Here is a 21,075-nt window from a genome sequence, read left to right as displayed (position 1 = left end):
TGCGGGCAGCGGGGGTGCGGGGAAGGCGGCGGGGCTGGGAAGGCCTGGCGCGGGAGACGGGTTGGGCGCGGGCAGGTTCAGCGCAGGCAGGATCGGTGCGGGCAGGTCCGCCGCAGCCGCGTTCGGCGCTGGCGGGTTCGGCGCTGGCGGGTTCGGCGCGCCCGGTTCCGGCGGCGTGGGACACCTATGCTCGGAACCATGCAGTTGAGCATCGGACAGGTCGCCGAACGCACCGGGCTGAGCGTGCACGCGCTGCGGTTCTACGAGAAGGAAGGCATCCTCGCCCACCAGGTCCACAGAGGACCGGGCGGCCGCAGGGTGTACACGCAGCAGGACATCGACTGGTTGCGCATGTGCATCATGCTGCGCATGTCCGGGATGCCGGTGCCGGAGATCCGCCGTTACACCGAACTGGTCCGGCAGGGGGACGGCAACGAGCTGCAGCGCCTGGCGATCCTCAAGGAGCACCAGGAACGCGTCGCGCGGCAGATGGAGCAGTTGCAGGAGTGCATGGAGCTGATCACGCACAAGGTCGGGCTCTACCAGGATTACGTCAATTCGATCGCCGCGAAGGCCGTCGGCCAATAGCCTCGCGCTCATGGCTGTCGTGCTCTCGTTGAACATCGCCCAGCGGACGGTCCCGGTCGACTACGCCCGGGAGGGCGCCACCGGCATCGACAAGCGCCCGGTCGACGGTCCGCTCGAGGTCCGCGCGCCCGGCGCGAAGAGCAGTGGCGTCTCGAGCAGTGGCGTCATCGGTAGTGGTGTCGTGGGGGACGCCATCGCCGACAAGGCGAACCACGGCGGCGACTACCAGGCCGTGTACGCCTACGCGCGCGAAGACCTCGACTGGTGGCAGGCGGAGCTCGGCGCGGACCTGCGCAACGGCCAGTTCGGCGAGAACCTCACCACGCGCGGCATCGACCAGACGCACGCCCGCATCGGCGAACGGTGGCGGGTCGGCACCGCGCTGCTGGAGGTCACGGCGCCGCGCATCCCGTGCCGGACGTTCGCGGGCTTCCTCGGCCGGCAGGGCTGGGTGAAGCGGTTCACGGAGGTCGCGCGGCCCGGCGCCTACCTCCGCGTGCTGGAGGCGGGGCTGGTCGCGGCGGGCGACGAGATCGCGGTGGTGCACCGGCCGGAGCACGACGTCACGGTGGAGCTGTTCTTCCGCGCCGTGCTGACGGAGGCCGACCTGCTGCCGCGGCTGCTGGAGGCCGGCGACTCCGTGCCGCCCGAGGTGGTCGACCTGGTGCACCGGCGCACGGCGGTCTAGACCGCCGGGAAGTTCCGGACCCAGCGCTTCTGCCACGGCGTCTCGACGGCGCGCGGGTGGTAGTTCGCGCGCGTCCACGCGACGGCCTCGGCCGCGGGCACGCCGGCGAGAACGGCCAGGCACGAGACCACGGTGCCGGTGCGCCCGATGCCGCCGCTGCACGCCACCTCGACGCGTTCGCCGGACAACGCGCGGGCGTGCAGCGCGCGGATCAGGCGGATGGCGGCGTCGTGGTCGCGCGGCAGGCGGAAGTCCGGCCAGTCGATCCAGTCGTGCGGCCACGGCACGTCGACGGCCTTCGGCTGCAGGTAGACGCCGTAGTCCGGGTGCGGTTCCACGAGCTTGCCGTCCCGCAGCCCGCGACCGGTGATCACGGCGCCGTCGGGCAGTTCCACAGTCTTCACCAGCAGTCCCCCGTGCAGTCGTAGACGTGGATCCTAGGCCCGCCGCGCGGTCCGGCGCGCGGATTTTGTCGGTGAGCTGTCGGTGGAAAGGACTTTCGGCGGATCGTCCGAGACGCCCCGCCGTGTCAGCATGGCCGCCATGTACTCCGACCGCGCCCTGGTCATCGGCGCCGGCTTCGCGGGTCTGCTGGCGGCCAGGGTGCTGTCCGAGTCGTACGGCGACGTCGTCGTGGTGGAACGGGACCGGCTCGCCGCGGACACCCGGTACCGCTCCGGCGTGCCCCAGGCGCACCACCCGCACGCTCTGCACGCGCGCGGGGCCGAGGTGCTGAGCGCGCTCTTCCCCCGGTTCGGCGACGAGCTCGTGGACGCGGGCGCGGTCCGCGCGGACGTCGGCAGCGACCACCTGGTCCGCTTCCCCACCGGCTGGGCCCCGCGCGACCACCTCGGTCTCAGCGTGCTCTCGGCGACGCGGGTGACGATCGAGCGGACCATCAGGAGGCGGGTGCTGAAGCTCCCGAACGTGTCCATCGTGGACGGTGTCGCGGTGGAGGGCCTGCTCCACGACCGCGGCACGGTCACCGGCGTGCACGGCACCCGCGACGACCGCCCGTTCACCGACTACGCCGACCTCGTGGTCGACGCGTCCGGGCACGGCAGCAAGCTCGTGCCGTGGCTCGCCGAGCAGGGCGTGCACTGCCCCGCACCGATGATCGTCAACGGCCACACCACCTGCACGTCGCGGCTCTACCACCTCACCGAGGACCTGGAGCTCGACTGGAAGACCGCCCGCGAGCTCACCCAGGCTCCCCGGACGCGGCGCGGCGGCACGGTGTCCGAAGTGGACGGACGCCACTGGTTCGTCTCGCTGTCCGGCGCGGACGGCGACGCTGCGCCGGACGACGAGGACGGGTTCGCCGAGTACGCCGCGACCCTGCAGTGCCAGGACATCGCCGAGATCGTCAAGACCGCGAGCCCGGCGTCGGCGATCCACCGCTCCGGCACGCTGCGCAGCCGCTGGAACCGCTACCACCAGGTCCAGGACTGGCCGCGCGGGTTGCTCGCGCTCGGCGACGCCGTGGCCTCGCTCAACCCCGTCCACGGCCACGGCATGACGCTCGCCGCGCTGCACTGCGCCGAGCTGCACCACCTGTTGCAGGGCCACGACCTGGCGAAGGAACCGCTGCTGTTCCAGCGCGCGGTCGCCAGGACGGTCCAGGTCGCCTGGAAGGAGGTGACGACCGCCGACCTCGGCTGGGGCGACAGGAAGCCGCCGCTGCGCACCCGGTTGCGGCAGTGGTACGCGCGCCGCCTCACCCAGGCCATCCCGGGCAGCACACGCGTCTACCGCGCGTACGTCCGCGTCACGCAGATGGCCGACCGTCCGGTGAAACTGCTCGCACCGGCGGTCTTGTGGCGTGTGCTCAGCGGATCGCGCCTTCGGGCCACAGGACGGTGACCGGCACACCCCGCGACCGCGCGTAGGCGACCACGTCGGCCGTACCACCCGGACCACGGCCGGGCTGCCCGTCCCACACGGCGAGCAGCGAGTCGGACTCGTCGATCATCCGCTTGCCCGCCTCCATGTACGCGTGCGGGTCGGGCGTGACGAACGGCAGCTGCACGACCTTGCCCGCCCGCGCCAGCAGCCGGTCGTAGACGGGCCGGTACTCCTCCGGCAACGTCTCGCGGTACCGCGACGCGGGCAGCACGGCCACGAGCGACCCGCCCGCGTCCAGCACGGCCTGCGCGAACACCGCGTCCGCGCCGTCCGCCAGGCACGACACCCCCACGACGTCGCCGTTGGCCGCGACGGCGTCCCGGATCATGCGGTCGACCCGCGCCTCCAGGTCGGAGGAGAGACCGCGGTGTCCGGTGATGGCGAGCTGCATCTGTGCAGGATAAGCGGCAACGGCGAGGTTCAGCGGGCAATCTTCGCCGCGGCCGGCTCCCCTGCCTGCTCGCGGACGGCCTCCGCAGCCGACCCCAGGACCGACAGGTAGTGGACGTTCGTCATGACGCCGAGGATGTTGCCGAACGGGTCGACGACCGACGCCGTCACGAACCCCTCCCCGCGCACCCTCGGTGCGTCGTGCACCCGCGCGCCGAGCTCCGCCAGCCTCGCCAGCACCGCCTCCAGGTCGTCGACCGCCCAGTAGACGATCTCCCCCGCCGGCCCCGCCGACGGCGTCACCTCGAACGCGCGGTGCACGATCCCCAGCTCGGCCTGGTAGTCGCCGATCCGGAACTCGACGTACGCGAGCAGGCCGTCCGGGGTGCTCCGCTCGAAGTACGCGTCGATCCCCAGGAACGACGCGTACCAGGCACGGGCCTGCGCCACGTCATCCGCGAAGTACGACACGGTCGACATTCCTCGCAACACGACTGCCTCCAGAAAACACTTGGTGGGTATGGGTGGAGCTTCGGCCGTAAAGTGCTCATCCAGTGAGCACTTTCGGCGGAAACCTGGGGACATGCGCGCAGACCGACTCGTGGCCACGCTGTTGCTGATGCAGTCGCGCGGCCGGATCACCGCCGCTGAGCTGGCCGAACAGCTGGAGGTCTCCAGCGCCACGGCCCGTCGGGACCTGGAGGCGCTCTCCGCGGCGGGCGTGCCCGTGTACCCCCAACCCGGCCGTGGCGGCGGTTGGTCGTTGGTCGGCGGCGCGCGCACGGACCTCAGTGGGCTCACGTCAGCGGAAGCCCAGGCGTTGTTCCTCATCGCCGGTCCGGCGGCGTCCGTGGCGCCGCAGATCAAGTCAGCACTGAGGAAGCTCGTACGCGCGCTGCCGCAGACCTTCCGCGCCGACGCCGAGGCCGCCGCGGAGGCGACGATCATCGACACCGCCGCGTGGGGCGAGGACACCAGGGAACGACCCGGCCTGGTCACCACGCTGCAGACGGCCGTGGTGAAGCAGATCAAGGTCCGGCTGACCTACCAGAAACGGGGCCAGGCACCCGAGGGACGCGTCGTCGACCCGTGGGGAGTCGTCGACAAGGACGGCACCTGGTACTTCATCGCGGGCACACCCGACGGGCAGCGCACGTTCCGACTCGACCGGATCCACGGCGCGGTCCTCACCGGCACCCCCTCCGCGCGGCCGCCCGGCTTCGAGCTCGCGGGCGCGTGGGACGAGGTCGTCACCGCCGTCGAGCGACGACGGTCCGCCACGTCGGCGACGGTCCTGGTCCCCACGCGCTTCCTGGACGTCTTCCGGCACCAGCACGGCCGCCACTGCACGGTCGTCGAGGAGGTCGGCGACCACACCAGGGTCGAGCTGACCGCGCCCCGTCCGCTCGACATCGCCCGCAACGTCGCCGGGTGGGGCGGCCTGGTCACCGTCGAGTCGCCCGAGGTCGCGGAGCACCTCGCCACCATCGGCGCGGAGCTCGTCAGCCGATACCGGCCTGCTTCTCCAGCCGGTCCAGCCGGGACATGATCATCTGCAGCACCTTCGCCGGGTCCGGCGCCGAGGTCTGCTGCTTCTGCAGGTGGATGATGCCGGCGAGCGCGGTCTGCACCGCCCGCCGCGTGCCCTTGAGGTCCGCGCCGAGCGAGCGCAGCAGCTCGCCGCCCTCGCCGTCCGGTTCGGCCACGAGCCCGAGCAGCAGGTGCTCGCAGCCCACGTAGTTGTGTCCCAGGGCGATCGCCTCCACGACCGCCAGCTCCAGCGCGTTCACCGCGTCCGGAGCGAACCCGGACCCCTCGATCGACGACGGGTCGAAGCGCACCGCCCGCGGGTCGACGTCGATCGCCCGCAGGACGTCCAGCGCCAGGTTGCCGCCCTCGTCGACCATCGCCCGCGCCAGCTCGGCGGTGGTCACGACGGGTGACTCGGCGGCAAGTCTCAGCACGGTGCGTAGGCGCTGCGTGAGCTGGGCACCCTTCTCACCGTCCAGGTCGGCGACGGTGAGGCCTCGCACGGCGGCGAGCCGCTTGACCGAAACCTCCAACGCGCGCTGACAAATCGCGGAAACCGGAAGGTTGAGCTCCTTGACCGTTTCGGCCAGGTCATCGGGCAGGTACACGTTGACTTTAGGCATAACCCCATATGTACCCCCATATAGGGTTATGGTCAACGGCGAACGCGGCAACCGTCACACTTGTGGGTGATCAGAGGGGACGGGCACAGGCGTGGAGGAGAGCAGCAGGCTCATCGGGAGCCGCTACCGGTTGAGGGAGAAGGTCGGCCAAGGGGCGATGGGAGTCGTCTGGCAGGCCTATGACGAGCAGCTTCACCGCGTCGTGGCGGCCAAGGCGTTGCTCGCCCTCGACGGTCTGGACGACGACAGGATCGCGCGCGCCAAGGCGAGAGCCATGCGCGAGGCCCGTCTCTCCGCCCGGCTGGAGCACCCGAACGCCATCCGCGTCTACGACGTCGTGGAGGAGGACGGGCAGCCCTGGCTGATCATGGAGTACCTCCCTTCCCGCAGCCTCGCGGCCGTGATCACCGAGCAGGGCACCCTGCCGCCGCGCGAGGTCGCGCGGATCGGCTGCTACACCGCCGCCGCGCTGGCCGCCGCGCACCGCCACGGCATCCAGCACCGCGACGTGAAGCCCGGCAACGTCCTGATCGGCGACCAGGAAGTCAAGATCACGGACTTCGGCATCTCGCGCGCCACCGGTGAGGACGCGACCGCCACCGCGACCGGGACCGTCGGCACGCCCGCGTTCTTCTCCCCCGAGGTCGCCCGCGGTGAGGACGCCGGACTCGCCTCCGACGTGTTCTCCCTCGGCGCCACGCTCTACAACGCCGTCGAGGGCGGCCCGCCGTTCGGCACGGCCGACAACACCATCGCGATGCTGCACCGGGTCGCGAGCGGCTCGATCATGCCGCCGGCCAACGCCGGGCCGCTGCTGGCCCCCGTGCTGTTCCGCCTGCTGTCCAACGAACCCGAGCGCCGGCCGTCCATGGAGGAGGCCGTCCACCTGCTCGCGTCGGTGGTGAACGAGTCGCCGAAGGGGTCGGAGGCGACGGTGGTCATCCCGTCGACCGTCGAGCTGCCGGCCGAGGCCCAGCCGGAGGAGAAGGCGAGGAAGGGCGCCGGTGCGGCCGCCGCCGGACTGGTCGCGGGTGCCGCGGCCGCCGAGGCCGCCGGTCTGACCGCGCCGCCCGCGAAGCCCGAGCCCGAACCCGTCGCGGAAGAGCCGGCGGCGCAACCAGAGCCGGAACCGGCGCCCGTGGAGGACAAGACCACGGTCGCGGCGGCAGCCCCCGTGCCGACGCCCGAGCCCGCCCCGGTCCACCCGACGCCCGTCCTCCCCGCGCCCTCGCGGGAGGAGATGCGCGAGGCCGCGCCCAGCAGCCCGCCGGTGCCGCCGCCTGCCGAGTCCGACGAGAACCGCCGCAAGTTCCCGCTCGTCCCGATCGCGATCGTGCTCCTGGTGATCGCGGTCGGCGTCGGCTCGTTCCTGTTGTGGCCCAAGGGCGAGAAGAACAACCAGGCGAACAACACCCCGTCCGGCGGCACCTCCAGCACCAACCCGCCCGCGACGAGCCAGTCCGAGACGCAGTCGCAGCCGACGACCACGTCCGACACGCCGACGCAGACGCAGCCCCCGCCCGAGACCCAGACGAACCCGCCGGCCAGCAACCCCGGCCAGGCCCAGCCCCCGGCTGGACCGCAGAACGCCCAGCAGGCGCTCACCTCCTACTACGCACTGATCCCCGGCGACCTCCAGACCGGCTGGTCGCTGCTCACCGACTCGTTCAAGTCGGGACGCGGGCTGAGCTTCGAGAGCTACCAGTCGTTCTGGCGCCAGTACACCTCGGTGCAGCTGTCGAACTTCGTGCCGCAGGGCGACAACGCCGTCACCGCGACGCTGCAGTACATGCAGGGCCAGAGCGTCGCCCAGACCGAGACGGCCACGTTCACGTTCGTGCAGCAGAACGGCAAGTGGCTGATCAACAGCCAGGGATGATGGGGGCATGACCCGACGCGCGCTCGTCACCGGAGCCTCCCGCGGCATCGGTGCCGCCATCGCCCACGCCCTCGCGACGGACGGCCACCGGATCGCGGTGCACTACCGCTCCGGTGCCGCCGAGGCCCGGGCCGTCGCCGACGCGCTCCCCGGCGACGGTCACGTCACCGTCCAAGGCGACCTCGGCGACGACCAGGCGGAGCGGGTCGTCGCGAAGACCGTTGAGCAGCTCGGCGGCCTCGACGTGCTCGTCAACAACGCGGGCATCTACTTCCACCACCCGATCGCCACGACGAGCTTCGACGAGTGGCAGCAGGCGTGGCGCCGCACGGTCGAGCTCAACCTGTACGGCCCGGCGGACCTCACCTGGCACGCCGTCCGGCACATGACCGCCGGTGGGCGGATCGTCAACGTCGGGTCGCGCGGCGCCTACCGCGGCGAGCCCGACGCCCCCGCGTACGGCGCGGCGAAGGCCGGTCTGCACGCGCTGACCCAGTCGCTCGCCCAGTCCCTGGCGCCGCAGGGCATCGCGGTCGCCGGAGTCGCGCCGGGGTTCGTCGCCACGGACATGGCCGCCGGCCTCCTCGCCGGCGAGCGGGGTGACGCGATCCGCGCGCAGAGCCCGTTCGGGCGCGTCGCCGAACCCGAGGAAGTCGCCGCGGCGGTGGCGTTTCTCGTGTCCCCGGCGGCGACCTGGGCCAGCGGCACGATCATGGATGTGAACGGGGCCTCCTACCTGCGCTGATGCCGGACCGGTCGACCGGAACCAGTTCCGGTCCGGTGTTGATCTCCCGTCAACCGGTCTAGACCACTACCGTCGCCGTGGGCGCTCGACGACAGTGGAAGGCAACCCCTGCAATGCGTTCTCTCCGTTCACGCCTCGGCGCAACCGGCCTCGCGCTGGCCGCCGCCGCGGCGACGATCACCGTCATGGCGCCTGCAGCGCAGGCCGCCTACCCCGCCGGGTTCAAGAGCGTCGGCTACCTGCCGTCGTGGTCCGGCGACGTCGGCTCGATCCAGTACAGCAAGCTCACGCACATCAACTACTCCTTCGTCCTGCCGAACGGCAACGGCACGCTCCAGGGCGTTCCCGACCCCGGCAAGCTGCAGCAGCTGGTGAGCCTCGGCCACCAGAACGGCGTCAAGGTCTCGATCGCGGTCGGCGGCTGGAACGACGGCAACGACTCGGGCTTCGAGCAGCTGGCAGGCAACTCCGGTTCGCGCACGACGTTCGTGAACAGCCTCGTGAACCTGGTCAACCAGTACAACCTCGACGGCGTCGACATCGACTGGGAGTACCCGGACCCCGGCACGTCGGGGAACAACTACACGGCGCTGATGACGCAGCTCGGCAACGAGCTGCACAACCGCGGCAAGCTGCTCACGGCCGCGGTCGTGAGCGAGGGCGGCACCGCGAACGGCGTGCAGACCGCGGTCTTCGGCGTCGTCGACTGGCTGAACATCATGGCCTACGACGGCGGCAGCCCGCACGCGAACTACGACTGGTCGATCGCTTCCGTGAACTTCTGGAAGGGGCGCGGCCTGCCCGCGAGCAAGGCCGTGCTCGGCGTGCCGTTCTACAGCCGGCCGACCTACATCTCCTACAGGGACCTGGTCGCGCAGGACCCGGCCAACGCCAACCGCGACAGCTACAACGGCAACCAGTACAACGGCATCCCCACGATCAAGCGCAAGACGTCGTGGGCGCTGGCGAACGCGGGCGGGATCATGAACTGGGAGCTCTCCCAGGACACGACCGGCAGCACCAGCCTGCTCAACGCCATCTGGGAGACCGCGAACGGCGGCACCACGCCTCCCACCGGTGGCACCATCACCGGCTTCGGCGGCAAGTGCGTCGACGTGGCGGCCGCGAGCTCGGCCAACGGCGCGGCGGTCCAGCTCTACACCTGCAACGGCACCAACGCCCAGCAGTGGTCCCGCAACGGCAGCACCGTCCGCGCCCTGGGCAAGTGCCTGGACGCGAACGGCACCGCCAACGGCGCGGTGACCCAGATCTGGGACTGCACCGGTGCGGCCAACCAGAGCTGGACGCTCGAGTCCAACGGTCAGCTCCGCAACTCGGCCTCAGGAAGGTGTCTCGACGCCACCGGCAACTCCTCCGCCGACGGCACGAGGCTCCAGCTCTGGGACTGCGCCGCCACCGCCAACCAGCGCTGGACGTTCGCGTAGGAACTTCAGCCCGATGACGCAGGCGATGATCCCGGTGAGGAACACGATCTTCCAGACGGAGACCGCTTCCCCGCCGGTGATCATCGCCCACGTCACGGTCAGCGCCGCGCCGATCCCGACCCACACCGCGTAGGCGGTCCCGACCGGGATCTTCCTCATCGCGAACGACAGCCCGACCATGCTGAGCGTGGCGGCGACGAGGAACAGCACATAGGCCTCTTCGGACAGTGCCGTCGCCCAGACCGCCTCCAGCACAGCGCTTCCGAGCAGCACACCCCAGTACATCAGCTCACCACCTTCAGGCCCGCGACGCAGCCGATCAACACGGCCAGCAGCACCGCCTTCGCCACGGTGAGCCTCTCTTCGCGGCGCACGACCGCCACGAGCACCGTGAGCACGGCTCCGATGCCGACCCACACCGCGTACGCCGTGCCGACCGGGATCTCCCGCATCGCCCACGCGAGCCCGACGACGCTCAGCGTCATCGACACGACGAACACCACCACCGGCCACGGCCGCCGGAACCCCTTCGACGCCGCGAGCGCGGTGGCCCACACCGCCTCCAGCACGCCCGACGCCACCAGCACCACCCAGTACATTGGTACGACCGTACCAGAACCGCTCGCTACGATCTCGGTTGTGCCACCGAGCCTGGAGAACCTGCTGGTCGTGGGCGTGGCGTCGAGCGCGTTGTTCGACCTGTCCGCGTCCGACGCGGTGTTCACGACCGAGGGCGAGCAGGCCTACCGCGCGTACCAGGAGGCCCACCTCGACGAGCCGTTCGCGCCCGGCGTCGCGTTCCCGTTCATCCGCCGGCTGCTGGGACTCAACTCGTTCGGGCCGCTGGTCGAGGTGATCGTGCTGTCGCGCAACTCCCCCGACACCGGCCTGCGCATCCTGCGGTCGGCGGCGCACCACTCGTTGCCGATGACGCGGGCGATCTTCACGGAGGGCCGGGCGCCGCACGAGTTCATGCCGGCGCTGAACATGTCGTTGTTCCTGTCCGCTCACGCCGAGGACGTCCGACGGGCCTCGCTCGCGGGGATGCCCGCCGGTCAGGTGCTGAAGTCGTCGTTCCTGGACGACGACGATCCGGCGTTGCGGATCGCGTTCGACTTCGACGGGGTGCTGGCTTCGGACGCCTCGGAGCGGATCTACCAGGCCGGCGGGCTCGACCGGTTCCAGGAGCACGAGGCGCGCAACGTCGTGACGCCACTGGATCCCGGACCGCTGAAGGGCTTCCTGGCCGGCATCAACCGGATCCAGCGCGTCGCCGAGGACCGGGTCCGCGTGTCGGTGGTGACGGCCCGCTCCGCCCCCGCCCACGAACGCGCGATCAACAGCCTGAAGGCGTGGGGACTGCGGGTGAACGACGCGTTCTTCCTGGGAGGGCTGAAGAAGGGGCCGATCCTCGACGTGCTGCGGCCGCACATCTTCTTCGACGACCAGCGCGGCCACCTGGTCGAGACCGTGCCGTGCGTGCACGTCCCGTTCGGCGTCTCGAATGAGTAGCCGTACTCATGACAACGTTGGTGTGACCCAGGACTCTTGAGTCCATGACCTCGAAGCCCGCGAACACGCCGACGTCCGGCGCCTTCTACGTGCAGGCCGTCCTGTCGTTCGGCCTCTCGATGACCGCCGTCGGCATCGGAGTCGTGTTCCTGCCCGTCGACGGGTGGGTGCGCGCGTTCCTGGGCATCGCCATGCTCTACACGGTCACGTCGGCGTTCACGCTGGCGAAGGTGATCCGGGACCGGCAGGAGGACACCTACATCTCCAGCCGGGTGGACCGGGCGCGGCTGGACAAGCTGCTGGCGGAGCACGACCCGTTCAAGCTGGACGCCGCCTGACGGAACGAGAAGAGCCCGGCCACGAGGTGACCGGGCCCTTCACCGCACAACTTACTTCGCCAGGCCGTCCTCGATCGCCTTGATGATCGCCGGCCGCAGCTCCGCCGCCGAGATGATCGCGTCCACCGACCCGACCTCCACCGCGCGCTGCACGCTGTGCACCCGGTCGAACTCGGCCGCCATCTCGTTCAGCTTCTCCGTCCGCACCGACTGCCGCGTCACGGCGAGCTCGGCGGTCAGCGCAGCGCGCTCGGCACCGGAAGCCTCCGCGACGGCGGACTCCAGCTTCTTCACCCGCGGGTCGTTCGCCGTGCGCCCGTCGACCTCACGGGCGAACACCACGGCCGCGGCCGGAGCGCCACCGATCACCGAGGCGAACGAGCCCTCGACGGCCAGCACGGTCATCGACGGGTTCAAAGCCTTCGAGAACACCACGAACGCGCCGCCGTGGTACCGCGAGATCACGGTGAACACGATGGGGCCGCGGAAGTTCACGATCGCGCGGCCGATCTCCGCGCCGTACTCCAGCTGCAGCTCGCGCATCGACTCCGGTGAGCCGTCGAAGCCCGACAGGTTCGCCAGCACGACCAGCGGGCGGTTGCCCGAGGCCGCGTTGATCGCGCGGGCCGCCTTCTTCGACGACTTCGGGAACAGCGTGCCGGCGGTGTAGGTGTCCGGGCCGTCGGTGGGCGGGAAGCCGGTGCGGGACACGCCGCGCGACTCGATGCCCAGCAGCGTCACGGGGATGCCGCCGAGGTGGACGTCCTGGACGACCGCGGTGTCGGCGTCGGCCATGCCCGCCCAGCGCTCCAGCACCTCGTGGTCCTGGTCGGACAGGGCGCGCATCACCGTGCGGATGTCGAACGGCTTCTTGCGGTCCGGGTTCGCCTCGACCGAGAAGATCTCGCCGACCGTCGTGAACGGGCTGTCGCCGACCACGTGCGGGAACGACGACACGTCGCGCGACGACGGGTCCGAAGTGGACACCCGGCGCGGGCCGGCCTCGCCCGGTGCGATGTAGCTGTGCTCGTAGTGGGCCAGCAGGACGTCGAACGCCGAACGCAGGTTCGGGGCCCAGTACTGCGCCTGGCCGTTCGGGCCCATGACGCGGTCGTAGCCGCCGATGCCGTAGTTGTCCTCCGCCGAGACGCCGCCGGAGAAGTCCAGCGCCTGCTTGCCGGTCAGCACCATGGCCGAGTCGGGGGTCATGACCAGGATGCCCTTGGTGTGCATGAGCATCGTGGCCTCGGCGTTCCAGTACGGCTGGGCGCCGACGTTGATGCCGTTGACGACGACGTTGATCTCGCCGCCGTCCTGCGTGAACTCGACGATCCGCTTCAGCGCCGCGGCCACCCAGTCCATGTTCTCGACACCGGAGCTCATCGAGATCTTCGCGCCGGACGAGAGCGAGAACCACTCCAGCGGAACGGAGAGCTCCGAAGCCAGGTCGAGGGCGTGGATCACGCGCGAGCACTCGGGTTCGGCGAGCGCGCCCAGCGACTTGGTCGGGTCGCCCAGCAGCACGACGCGCTTCATGCCCTCGGGGTAGGCCGGGGTCGGCGTGGTCACCACGCCGACGACGATGCCCGCCTTGTTGCCACCGCGCGGGCGGTCCACCGGCACCAGCGCGCCGTCGACGAGGTCGTGCTCGGTGAACGAGCCGCCGTCGCCGACGAGCATGTCGACCAGCTCGTACGGGTAGATCGTGCCGCGCGACTGGGCCCGCAGCACGTTCTGGCGGTAGTCGTCGAGCGGCTGGATCGGGTCGGTCGGGGGCTGCACGAACGAGAACGACACGCCGGCGCCCGCGTCCTGGGCGATCCGCACGCCGATGTCGGAGAGCTCACCGGAGACGGGATCCCTGCGGCGCGCCAGGAACAGGACCTCCTCCAGGTCCAGGCCCGCGGTCGTCGGCAGCACGCGCTGGCCGATCGCGTCCAGGTCCTTCGACCCGAGCTCGGTCGGCGGCCACGCGTACAGCACGACGCGGTTCGTCGCGAGCCGCGTGCGGCCACCCGACTGGGCGCGGGCCCGGCGGATGCCGTCGAGGCACGTGGCCAGCACGTCCTCCGCGGCGGGCAGCGCGACGATCCGGCCGTCGTCGTCGCGCAGCGGCGTCAGGTCGCGGACCTGGCCGAGCGCGACGAACCGCTCGTCGGACTTGTTCGCCTTGGCCACGGCGCGGAACAGGTACACGTCCTCGTCCACGGAGGACAGCCGCGTGAGGTCGAACTCGCGCAGGCGCTCCAGCTGCATGCGTTCGGCGATGCGCGGGTGAAGCCCGCGCACCAGCCTCTCCTCGGCGAACCCGTTGGACGACGGGCGGAACGTGAAGTGGTGGTGCATCGACTCACCGCGACGGCCCGCCACCGTGGTGGTGATGCGGGTGATCGTCGGCGGCAGCTGGTGCGCGGCCAGGGCGGCACCCAGACCGGCGGCCATCTCGTCCTGGTCGGACGGTCCGTCGGCCCAGTTGACGTAGAGGTCCGCGACGACCGCGCTGCCCTCGCCGTGCTTGACGACGTCGCCGACGGCGTCCGTCAGCTGCGGGAACTCCACCGCGGTCGACACGAGCCTGGTCTGCTCCGGCTCGTTCTCCGCGAGGAAGAACGCCCCGCTGACGCGCGGGTTCGCCAGCGCCTTCTTCGTGTAGTAGCGGCGGGCCAGCACCTCCAGCAACGGAGTGTTGTCCGCACCGGGCTTGCCGATGCGCTGGCCGAGCAGGCGCACCAGCGGTTCCGCGGACGCCACCATGGCGGCGATCCGCTCCTCGCGGTCGGCCGCCTGCGGCTGCGCGTCGAGGTGGATCAGGTGCCTGCGGACCTCGGTGTGCACGCGGGCGCGGTTGCGGCGCACCAGCGGCTGGGCGAACCACGTGAACACGACGCTGCGGGCGAGGTCGGCCACCGCCGGGTAACGGACCTGCGTCGCGGCGATGATGTGCTCCAGCACCAGGCCGACGCGCACCCGCTCGGACTCGACGGGCGGCGCCTCCTCGACCCACTGGCGCAGCAGGGCGGTCGCGACGGCCGCGTCGAACACCCCGCGGCGCTGCGCCACGAAGATGCGGAAGACGGCCTGCTCCAGCGCCGGCGTGCGGTCGAGCTCGGTGATGCCGTAGTGGCCGACCACGTTCGTCAGCCGGGCGCGGAAGCCCTCCGGCAGCGCGGCGCGGTCGGCGTCGAGCGTCTTGAGGTAGGTGTGGAAGTGCTCGCGCGGCGAGTGGATGTGGTTCTCCGGCTTGGTCTCCTCGCCGGCGGGGCGGTTGCGCGAGAGGTCGCACAGGTCGGCGAAGATGCCGAGCAGCTGGGCCTCCGCGACGAGCGGCCGTTCCCTCAGGTCCTCCCGCGCGCGCAGGTAGTCCGTCAGGACGCGGTCGGTGTCGGCCGCGGTGGTGTCGAAGCCGAGCAGCAACGCCCGCAGGTCGTCCTGACCGCGGGCGGCCAGCTCCTCGGGACGAACGTCCGTGCGCGGCGCCGGCAGCTCCAGCTCGACCGACGACTCGGGCTTGGCCACCTCGGCGGCGCCGTCCGCGTCCTCGACCTCCTCCAGCTTCAGCAACGCGCCGCCGGCGGGCACCTGCGTGCCGACGACGACGTTGAGCTCCTTCAGCCGGGCGCGGAACGGCGCGCGCAGCACCGTCTCCATCTTCATCGCCTCGAGCACGAGCACCGGGGCACCGGCCTCGACCTCGGCACCGACCTCCAGCGGGGTCGCGACGACCAGCGCGGGCATCGGCGAGCGCAGGACGCCGCCCTCGTCGCGGGTGACGCGGTGGGTGACGCCGTCGACCTCGACCTGGTGGACGGGGCCGTGCGTGCCGGTGACGACGCGGAACCGCGTGCCGTTGACGGTGATCTGGCCGACGTGGTGGTCGAACCGCTCGACGTCGACGTCCCCGCTCAGCACGGTGTCGGAGTCGGCGGCGGACACGCCCACGCGGTACTTGGTGGCACCGATGCGCGCGACCTGGACGACGTACGGCTGGCCGCGGAGCACGAACTCCAGCTTGCTCGCGCCCTCGTGGTTGGTGCGCGGCTGACCACCGCGGGCGGACGCCAGCAGCTGCGCGAGGTTGATCTGCTCCTCGTCCTCGTACACCTCGATGCCGGCCGCGGCCAGTGCGATCGCGGAGTGCCGGTGCGAGACCAGGCCGCCCTCGGCGCGGACGCGGTCGATCCACGAGGTGTCGGCGGAGCCGTCGATCACGGCGGGCTCGTCGAGCAGGTCGAGCACGAAGCTCTTGTTGGTCGTGCCGCCCTCGATGATGACGGTCGTCTCAGCCATCGCGCGGCGCAGCTTGCCCAGCGCCTCGTCGCGGTCGCGCCCGTACGCGATGATCTTGGCGATCATCGAGTCGAAGTCGGCGGGGATCTGCGAGCCCTCGGCCACGCCGGTGTCGACGCGGATGCCGGGGCCGGCGGGCAGCTCCAGCCGGACGATCGTGCCGGGGCACGGCGCGAAGTCGCGGTCGGGGTCCTCGGCGTTCAGGCGCGCCTCGACGGCGTGGCCCTGCTCGACGGGCTTGGCACCGTCGAGCTTGCCGCCGCCCGCGACGTGCAGCTGGGCCTTGACCAGGTCGAAGCCCGTGGTGATCTCGGTGATCGGGTGCTCGACCTGCAGGCGGGTGTTGACCTCGAGGAACGCGAAGAGCTTCTCGCCGGGGTGGTAGAGGAACTCGACGGTGCACGCGCCGCGGTAGCCCACCGCGTTCGCGAGCCGCTCCGCCGAGGCCTTCAGCTCGTCGACCTGCGCGGGCTCCAGCACGCAGGAGGCCGACTCCTCGATGATCTTCTGGTTGCGCCGCTGCACCGAGCAGTCGCGGACGCCGAGCGCCCACGCCGTGCCCTGGCCGTCGGCGATGACCTGCACCTCGACGTGCCGGGCGCCGGTGACGAGGCGCTCCAGGAACATCACGCCGGAGCCGAACGCGCGCGCGGCCTCCAGGCTGGTGCGCTCGAAGTTCTCCTCCATCTCGGCGGGAGAGGTGATCTTCCGGATGCCGCGGCCGCCACCACCGGCGGTCGCCTTCAGCATCAACGGGTAGGTGACCTCCTCGGCCACCTTCAGCGCGTGCTCGAGGTTCTCGACGGCACCGCGCGACCACGGCGCGACCGGAACCCCGACCTCCTCGGCGATCAGCTTGGAGCCGATCTTGTCGCCGAGCTTGCGCATCGCCTCGGCGGACGGGCCGACGAACGTGACGCCGACCTTCTCGCAGAGCTCGGCGAACTCGGGGATCTCGGCGACGAAGCCCCAGCCGACCCACGCCGCGTCGGCCTTCGTCTCGACGAGTGCGGTCTCCAAAACCTCGAGGTTGAGGTATGGACGATCGGCCGCCAAGCCGAGGTTGTAGGCGAGGTCGGCCTCCCTGACGAAGGGCGCCGACTTGTCCACATCGGTGTACAGGGCGACGGTCTCGATCCGTTCCCCTGTCTCGGCGGCGAGCTCACGGACGGCGTGGATCAGCCGCATAGCGGCTTCCCCGCGGTTGACGATCGCTACACGACTGAACAACGACTTGACTCCTCGCGGACATGACGACCTCAGCGGCTGTCGCCGCCCAATCGATGTACACACTCCCGACTACTACCCGGTAACAAAACCGCTGGAGCGAAGCGAGTTGAGCAGCGTGCTTTGTATGAAACCAACAAGGCACCAGGTCCTCGGCACAGCTTCGCTTGAGGCCCGTGTCCCAGCTCACCCGGCGAGTGCTCCCTCATGTCCGCTTCGAGAGAGGCCCGAGGCTCAGGACCGCGGGACCCGGATCACGTCCCCGGCGTGGATCACGTTCGGGTTCGTGATGACGTGCGGGTTCGCCCTGACCAGTCGCGTGTAGAGGGTGCCGGAGCCGTAGAACCGCGTGGCGATCCCCCACAACGTGTCGCCGGACTTGATCTCGTACTCGTCGTAGACGCTGTAGCCGGGCACGATCCGCGGCCCGTAGACCACCGGCACGATGACCTTGTCCAGTTCGGCGCCGTCCTTCGGCGAGGACCAGAACACCTCGACGAAGAGCCGGTCGAGCGCGAACGACGCACCGGACACGTCGACGTCCACCTGGAACTGGCCGTGGCCGCCGCCCCCGTCCCCCGCGGAGAACCCGCCGGAGACCTCGTCGTGCCCCTCGTGGATCCGGTAGCCGAACCGCGCCTCGAACGCCCCGCCCGCGGTGCCGGCGATCTGGACGTGGCTCCCGACCAGGCCGAGCGGTCTCGGCTGCTGCACATCGATGGACATGTGACTCCCCTTCCCTCGCCTGCAAGGTCGTGCCGGGAGGAAGGGGTGTTGCCGGGGTTCACCCCGGTGGAGCAACGAGTGGTGGAGGACGGAGTCGAACCGCCTTTGCGCATGGCTCCCGTTTTACAGACGGGCGGGGCTCCACAGCCCCATCTCCACCAATGCGCGAGCTCAATTCCAATGGCCTCTGAGCTGCACTGATATCGATATCATCGCCCTTCTTCACGAACCCGATCAACCGATTATCGGAAACGCGCTCCGCACCGCGGGCGATATCTCGGGCGTGAAGGTGGTGGGGCGCTCCCGTGAGCTCGCCGCGGTCCGGTCGTGGCTGGGCGACGGGGCGGTCCGGCTCGTCCTGTGCGCCGGCGAGCCCGGCATCGGCAAGACCAGGGTGGCCCAGGAGGTGGCCGGGCACGCGCTCGCGCTCGGCCGTGAGGTCGTCTGGGGGCACTGCGTCGAGACCGCGGGCGCACCGGCGTTCTGGCCGTGGCGGCAGGTGCTGAAGGCCGTCGGCGCGGACCCCGACGGGGTGCTGGCCCACGACGCCGAGGTGCCGCAGGACAGGTTCCGGGTGTTCGACGCGGTGGCCGCGGCGCTGGACCGCGACGGCCTGGTCATCGTCCTCGAGGACGTCCACTGGGCGGACGAGGCGTCGTTGCTCGTGCTCGCCCACCTCGCGACCCAGCCGGGCGACGTGCTGGTGTTCGCCACGTTCCGCGACCCGTGCCCGGCCGTCGCCGACCTGATGCGCTCGGCCGTCCGCCTCGACCTGCACGGGCTGTCCGCCGCCGAGGTCGCCGAACTGACCGGGGCGGAGCACGCCGCCACGATCCACGAGCTGACCGGCGGCAACCCGTTGTTCGTCACGGAGATCGCGCGGGCGGTCGACGACGGCACGTGGCGCGCGGACCGGCCGCCCCGCAGCGTGCGGGACATCGTCACCGCCCGGCTCTCCCGGCTGCCCGCCGACACGCGCGCGCTGGTCACGACCGCGGCGCTGATCGGCCGCGACTTCGACCTCGACCTCGCCGCCGCGGCGTCGGGTCTGCCGATCAGCGCGCTCGACGCGGCCACGACCCTGATCGACGCGACCGGGCACCGGTTCACACACGCGCTGACCCGCGACGCCGTCGAGGCGGCCCTCACCCCCGGTGAACGCCGCGCGATCCACCGCCGGATCGCCGAGGCGATGACCGGCAGCACGCGCTACGCGGACGTGGCCCGGCACTGGAACGCTTGCGGCGCAACGGAAGAGGCCCGGACGTGGACGATCCGCGCCGCCGGGGACGCCGTGACCAGGCTCGCCTACGAGGAAGGTGTCCGCCTCTACCGCGCCGCGGCCGAGTTGGAGGACAGCAACGACGTCCAGGTCGCACTGGGCCGAGCCGCCTACTTCGCGGGCGATCTCACGACGTGCGTCCAGGCCGCCCAGCGCGCCGCCGAGCTCGCGCGGACGCCGGAGGAGGCCGCGGAGGCGGCGCTCGTCCTCGAGGCCGCGCCCGGCGCCGGGGTGAACGCGATCGCGACCCCGTTGTGCGACAACGCGTTGCGGCAGGAGGTCGGCCCCGCCACCCGCGCCCGCCTGCTCGCCCAGCGCAGCCACCTCGCGTTCTACCGCGGCGAGCAACACCGCCTCGACGAGCTCAGCCGCGAGTCGCTCGACCTGGCGAGGAGCAGCGGCGACGACCGCGCGCTCGCCGAGGCCCTGCACGCGCGGCAGGAGGCGTGCCCCGGCCCGTCAGGGCGCACCGAACGGCTGCGGCTCGCCGCCGAGATGATCGACCTCGCCCACCGCACGCACAGCCCGCGCGGCGCGATGTGGGGTGCGCTGTGGCGGATCCACGCGCTGGTCGAGAGCGGTGAGCTCGCGGCGGCGCAGGAGGAGCTGCCCGCGTTGAGGCTCGCCTGCGACCGGGTGGGTGGCGAGGTCCCGCTCTGGCACCTGGGGGTCGTCACGGCGTGCCTGGCCCAGGCGCAGGGCCGGTTCGCCGAGGCGCGGGAGGCCGGGCGGCAAGCCTACGACCGCATGCGGGTCATCGAGCGCGAACCCGCGTCCGGCGCGTACTTCGCCCTGCAGTGCGGGCTGTCCTGCCACCTCGACGCCACCGAGGACGGCCTGGCGCTGGCCCGCCACTTCCACGACCCGCCGCCGCGCTTCCGGCTGATGTCGAAGCTGACGCGCGCGTACCTGCTGCTGGGCGCGGGTCTGCGCGACGAGGCGCTGGAGCACTACCGCCGCTGCGGCCCGGTGGCGGAGTGGGACCTGCCCGCGTTCTTCGTGCTCCCCGGGCTGGTCGACGCCGTGCTGGTGACCTCGGCCCTGGGGCTGACCGGCGACCTGGAGCTGGTCCTGTCGCGGCTGGAGCCCTTCCGCGGCGAGCACGCGGCCGGCAACGGCGTCGCGTACATGGGCCCGGTGACGCTGGCGCTCGGCCGCGGCCGGATGGCGCTTGGGCACCTCGACCAGGCCGTCACCGAGCTCACCACCGCCGTCGACGAGGCCTCCAGGGCGGGCGCGGCGGCGTTCGCGGCCGAGGCGCGCTGGCACCTGGCTGCCGCCCTGCGCGCCAGGGGCGACGACGCCGACGCCGTGCAGCGCGCCGCCGACCGGGCCATCCGGGCACTGGGCATGACCGCGTTCACCACGGCCGAGCTGAGCAGCCGGGAGCACGAGGTCGCGGCGCTGGTCACCGAGGGCCTGACGAACCGGGAGATCGCGCGGCGGCTGGTGATCTCGGAGCGGACCGCGCAGAACCACGTCCAGCACATCCTGACCAAGCTCGGCTTCCGCACCCGCAGCCAGGTCGCGGCGTGGATGAGTACCCGTCCGAGTACTCCGGCGGATGGCTGACCAGCGCGAACTGCCTACCTTCGTGGTCACCACGACGAAGGAGGACATCATGTGGCTCACCATCGCGACCCCGCCCGTGCCCGACCTCGACCGGCTCGACCAGGTCCTGGGAGCGACGGCCCCGGACGGCCTGCGCGCCCGCTACGCCTGCCGGGCCGACGGCGCGTTCCAGGTCATCGCCGTGTGGGACTCGCAGGAGCACGCCGACCGGTTCTTCCGCGAGGTGCTCGGCCCGGTCCTGGCCCGCGTGCTCGGCCCGGAGCCCTCCGGCGCGCCCTCGATCAGGGGGATGGAGGTGCTGCGGGAGTTCACTCCGGCGCTCGCGGGGTAGCCGAGGC

General features: G+C 71.5%; 19 protein-coding genes and 1 tRNA gene. 11 read left to right on the top strand and 9 right to left on the bottom strand.

The window, feature by feature from the left end:
- Window positions 1-198: 198 nt before the first annotated feature.
- Window positions 199-588 (top strand): MerR family transcriptional regulator, encoded by a 390-nt coding sequence (locus tag ACFWV3_RS07420; protein WP_382409337.1) that lies wholly within the window; start codon window positions 199-201, stop codon window positions 586-588.
- Between the two features lie 10 nt (window positions 589-598).
- Window positions 599-1,276 carry an MOSC domain-containing protein gene (locus tag ACFWV3_RS07415; RefSeq protein WP_382409335.1) on the top strand — a complete coding sequence of 226 codons (678 nt, stop codon included), beginning with the start codon at window positions 599-601 and terminating at the stop codon, window positions 1,274-1,276.
- On the opposite strand, the gene ACFWV3_RS07410 is transcribed toward ACFWV3_RS07415, so the two are convergent.
- Window positions 1,273-1,680: a protein-tyrosine phosphatase family protein gene (locus ACFWV3_RS07410; RefSeq protein ID WP_382409333.1), complete on the bottom strand. Its 408-nt coding sequence runs from the start codon at window positions 1,678-1,680 to the stop codon at window positions 1,273-1,275. The two genes, ACFWV3_RS07415 and ACFWV3_RS07410, sit on opposite strands and share 4 nt — an antisense overlap.
- A gap of 139 nt (window positions 1,681-1,819) precedes the next feature.
- Here ACFWV3_RS07410 and ACFWV3_RS07405 point away from each other — a divergent pair, with 139 nt between their 5' ends.
- Complete coding sequence (locus ACFWV3_RS07405) at window positions 1,820-3,139, top strand: FAD-dependent oxidoreductase (RefSeq protein WP_382409331.1); 1,320 nt, start codon at window positions 1,820-1,822, stop codon at window positions 3,137-3,139.
- Here ACFWV3_RS07405 and ACFWV3_RS07400 read toward each other — a convergent pair.
- Window positions 3,105-3,572, bottom strand: coding sequence for a hypothetical protein (locus ACFWV3_RS07400; protein ID WP_382409329.1), 468 nt, complete (start codon window positions 3,570-3,572; stop codon window positions 3,105-3,107). The two genes, ACFWV3_RS07405 and ACFWV3_RS07400, sit on opposite strands and share 35 nt — an antisense overlap.
- Before the next feature lie 29 nt (window positions 3,573-3,601).
- Window positions 3,602-4,063, bottom strand: a complete 462-nt coding sequence (locus tag ACFWV3_RS07395) for a VOC family protein (RefSeq protein ID WP_382409327.1) — start codon at window positions 4,061-4,063, stop codon at window positions 3,602-3,604.
- Window positions 4,064-4,154: 91 nt separating this feature from the next.
- Here ACFWV3_RS07395 and ACFWV3_RS07390 point away from each other — a divergent pair, with 91 nt between their 5' ends.
- A complete protein-coding gene (locus ACFWV3_RS07390; protein ID WP_382409325.1) occupies window positions 4,155-5,120 on the top strand; it encodes a helix-turn-helix transcriptional regulator in 966 nt (321 codons plus the stop codon).
- On the opposite strand, the gene ACFWV3_RS07385 is transcribed toward ACFWV3_RS07390, so the two are convergent.
- On the bottom strand, window positions 5,074-5,724 hold the full coding sequence (locus tag ACFWV3_RS07385) for a Clp protease N-terminal domain-containing protein (RefSeq protein WP_382409323.1): 651 nt from the start codon (window positions 5,722-5,724) through the stop codon (window positions 5,074-5,076). The genes ACFWV3_RS07390 and ACFWV3_RS07385 overlap by 47 nt on opposite strands.
- A gap of 91 nt (window positions 5,725-5,815) precedes the next feature.
- Here ACFWV3_RS07385 and ACFWV3_RS07380 point away from each other — a divergent pair, with 91 nt between their 5' ends.
- From ACFWV3_RS07380 to ACFWV3_RS07370, 3 genes are all read left to right on the top strand, one after another.
- A complete protein-coding gene (locus tag ACFWV3_RS07380; RefSeq protein WP_382409321.1) occupies window positions 5,816-7,603 on the top strand; it encodes a protein kinase in 1,788 nt (595 codons plus the stop codon).
- Between the two features lie 7 nt (window positions 7,604-7,610).
- Entirely contained in the window at window positions 7,611-8,348 is a 738-nt protein-coding gene (locus ACFWV3_RS07375) for an SDR family NAD(P)-dependent oxidoreductase (RefSeq protein ID WP_382409319.1), read from the top strand.
- 113 nt (window positions 8,349-8,461) lie between these two features.
- The gene (locus ACFWV3_RS07370) at window positions 8,462-9,793 is read left to right on the top strand and encodes a glycosyl hydrolase family 18 protein (protein ID WP_382409317.1); all 1,332 of its coding nucleotides are present in this window, start codon (window positions 8,462-8,464) and stop codon (window positions 9,791-9,793) included.
- Here ACFWV3_RS07370 and ACFWV3_RS07365 read toward each other — a convergent pair.
- On the bottom strand, window positions 9,689-10,078 hold the full coding sequence (locus tag ACFWV3_RS07365) for a DMT family transporter (RefSeq protein WP_382409315.1): 390 nt from the start codon (window positions 10,076-10,078) through the stop codon (window positions 9,689-9,691). The two genes, ACFWV3_RS07370 and ACFWV3_RS07365, sit on opposite strands and share 105 nt — an antisense overlap.
- Entirely contained in the window at window positions 10,078-10,392 is a 315-nt protein-coding gene (locus ACFWV3_RS07360; protein WP_382409313.1) for a DMT family transporter, read from the bottom strand. Before ACFWV3_RS07360 ends, ACFWV3_RS07365 begins: the two co-directional genes overlap by 1 nt.
- A gap of 40 nt (window positions 10,393-10,432) precedes the next feature.
- Here ACFWV3_RS07360 and ACFWV3_RS07355 point away from each other — a divergent pair, with 40 nt between their 5' ends.
- Window positions 10,433-11,305, top strand: a complete 873-nt coding sequence (locus ACFWV3_RS07355) for a 5'-nucleotidase (RefSeq protein ID WP_382409311.1) — start codon at window positions 10,433-10,435, stop codon at window positions 11,303-11,305.
- A 44-nt stretch (window positions 11,306-11,349) separates the two neighbouring features.
- On the top strand, window positions 11,350-11,643 hold the full coding sequence (locus ACFWV3_RS07350) for a YiaA/YiaB family inner membrane protein (RefSeq protein WP_382409309.1): 294 nt from the start codon (window positions 11,350-11,352) through the stop codon (window positions 11,641-11,643).
- 51 nt (window positions 11,644-11,694) lie between these two features.
- Here the strand turns inward: ACFWV3_RS07350 and ACFWV3_RS07345 are convergent, their stop codons facing one another.
- From ACFWV3_RS07345 to ACFWV3_RS07335, 3 genes are all read right to left on the bottom strand, one after another.
- Entirely contained in the window at window positions 11,695-17,160 is a 5,466-nt protein-coding gene (locus ACFWV3_RS07345) for a carboxyl transferase domain-containing protein (RefSeq protein WP_382409307.1), read from the bottom strand.
- Window positions 17,161-17,391: 231 nt separating this feature from the next.
- The gene (locus ACFWV3_RS07340; RefSeq protein WP_382409305.1) at window positions 17,392-17,883 is read right to left on the bottom strand and encodes a Gmad2 immunoglobulin-like domain-containing protein; all 492 of its coding nucleotides are present in this window, start codon (window positions 17,881-17,883) and stop codon (window positions 17,392-17,394) included.
- A gap of 79 nt (window positions 17,884-17,962) precedes the next feature.
- Window positions 17,963-18,043: transfer RNA gene (locus ACFWV3_RS07335), tRNA-Tyr, on the bottom strand.
- A gap of 123 nt (window positions 18,044-18,166) precedes the next feature.
- Between ACFWV3_RS07335 and ACFWV3_RS07330 the strand changes: the two genes are divergently transcribed.
- Together ACFWV3_RS07330 and ACFWV3_RS07325 are read left to right on the top strand one after the other, a co-directional pair.
- On the top strand, window positions 18,167-20,737 hold the full coding sequence (locus ACFWV3_RS07330; protein WP_382409303.1) for an ATP-binding protein: 2,571 nt from the start codon (window positions 18,167-18,169) through the stop codon (window positions 20,735-20,737).
- Entirely contained in the window at window positions 20,730-21,068 is a 339-nt protein-coding gene (locus tag ACFWV3_RS07325) for a hypothetical protein (RefSeq protein WP_382409301.1), read from the top strand. The genes ACFWV3_RS07330 and ACFWV3_RS07325 overlap by 8 nt, the downstream gene beginning before the upstream one ends.
- Window positions 21,069-21,075 lie beyond the last annotated feature (7 nt).

Origin of the sequence: Lentzea sp. NPDC059081, assembly GCF_042738015.1 — a bacterium.
Taxonomy (GTDB): domain Bacteria; phylum Actinomycetota; class Actinomycetes; order Mycobacteriales; family Pseudonocardiaceae; genus Lentzea.
This window is presented reverse-complemented; position numbering and strand designations above follow the sequence as displayed.

Bases quoted from the DNA above. Each gene is read 5' to 3' on its own strand.
- ACFWV3_RS07415 (WP_382409335.1), top strand. From the start codon at position 599: ATGGCTGTCGTGCTCTCGTTGAACATCGCCCAGCGGACGGTCCCGGTC.
- ACFWV3_RS07340 (WP_382409305.1), bottom strand. From the start codon at position 17,883: ATGTCCATCGATGTGCAGCAGCCGAGACCGCTCGGCCTGGTCGGGAGC.
- ACFWV3_RS07325 (WP_382409301.1), top strand. From the start codon at position 20,730: ATGGCTGACCAGCGCGAACTGCCTACCTTCGTGGTCACCACGACGAAG.
- ACFWV3_RS07420 (WP_382409337.1), top strand. From the start codon at position 199: ATGCAGTTGAGCATCGGACAGGTCGCCGAACGCACCGGGCTGAGCGTG.
- ACFWV3_RS07375 (WP_382409319.1), top strand. From the start codon at position 7,611: ATGACCCGACGCGCGCTCGTCACCGGAGCCTCCCGCGGCATCGGTGCC.
- ACFWV3_RS07390 (WP_382409325.1), top strand. From the start codon at position 4,155: ATGCGCGCAGACCGACTCGTGGCCACGCTGTTGCTGATGCAGTCGCGC.
- ACFWV3_RS07350 (WP_382409309.1), top strand. From the start codon at position 11,350: ATGACCTCGAAGCCCGCGAACACGCCGACGTCCGGCGCCTTCTACGTG.
- ACFWV3_RS07360 (WP_382409313.1), bottom strand. From the start codon at position 10,392: ATGTACTGGGTGGTGCTGGTGGCGTCGGGCGTGCTGGAGGCGGTGTGG.
- ACFWV3_RS07400 (WP_382409329.1), bottom strand. From the start codon at position 3,572: ATGCAGCTCGCCATCACCGGACACCGCGGTCTCTCCTCCGACCTGGAG.
- ACFWV3_RS07405 (WP_382409331.1), top strand. From the start codon at position 1,820: ATGTACTCCGACCGCGCCCTGGTCATCGGCGCCGGCTTCGCGGGTCTG.
- ACFWV3_RS07365 (WP_382409315.1), bottom strand. From the start codon at position 10,078: ATGTACTGGGGTGTGCTGCTCGGAAGCGCTGTGCTGGAGGCGGTCTGG.
- ACFWV3_RS07370 (WP_382409317.1), top strand. From the start codon at position 8,462: ATGCGTTCTCTCCGTTCACGCCTCGGCGCAACCGGCCTCGCGCTGGCC.
- ACFWV3_RS07385 (WP_382409323.1), bottom strand. From the start codon at position 5,724: ATGCCTAAAGTCAACGTGTACCTGCCCGATGACCTGGCCGAAACGGTC.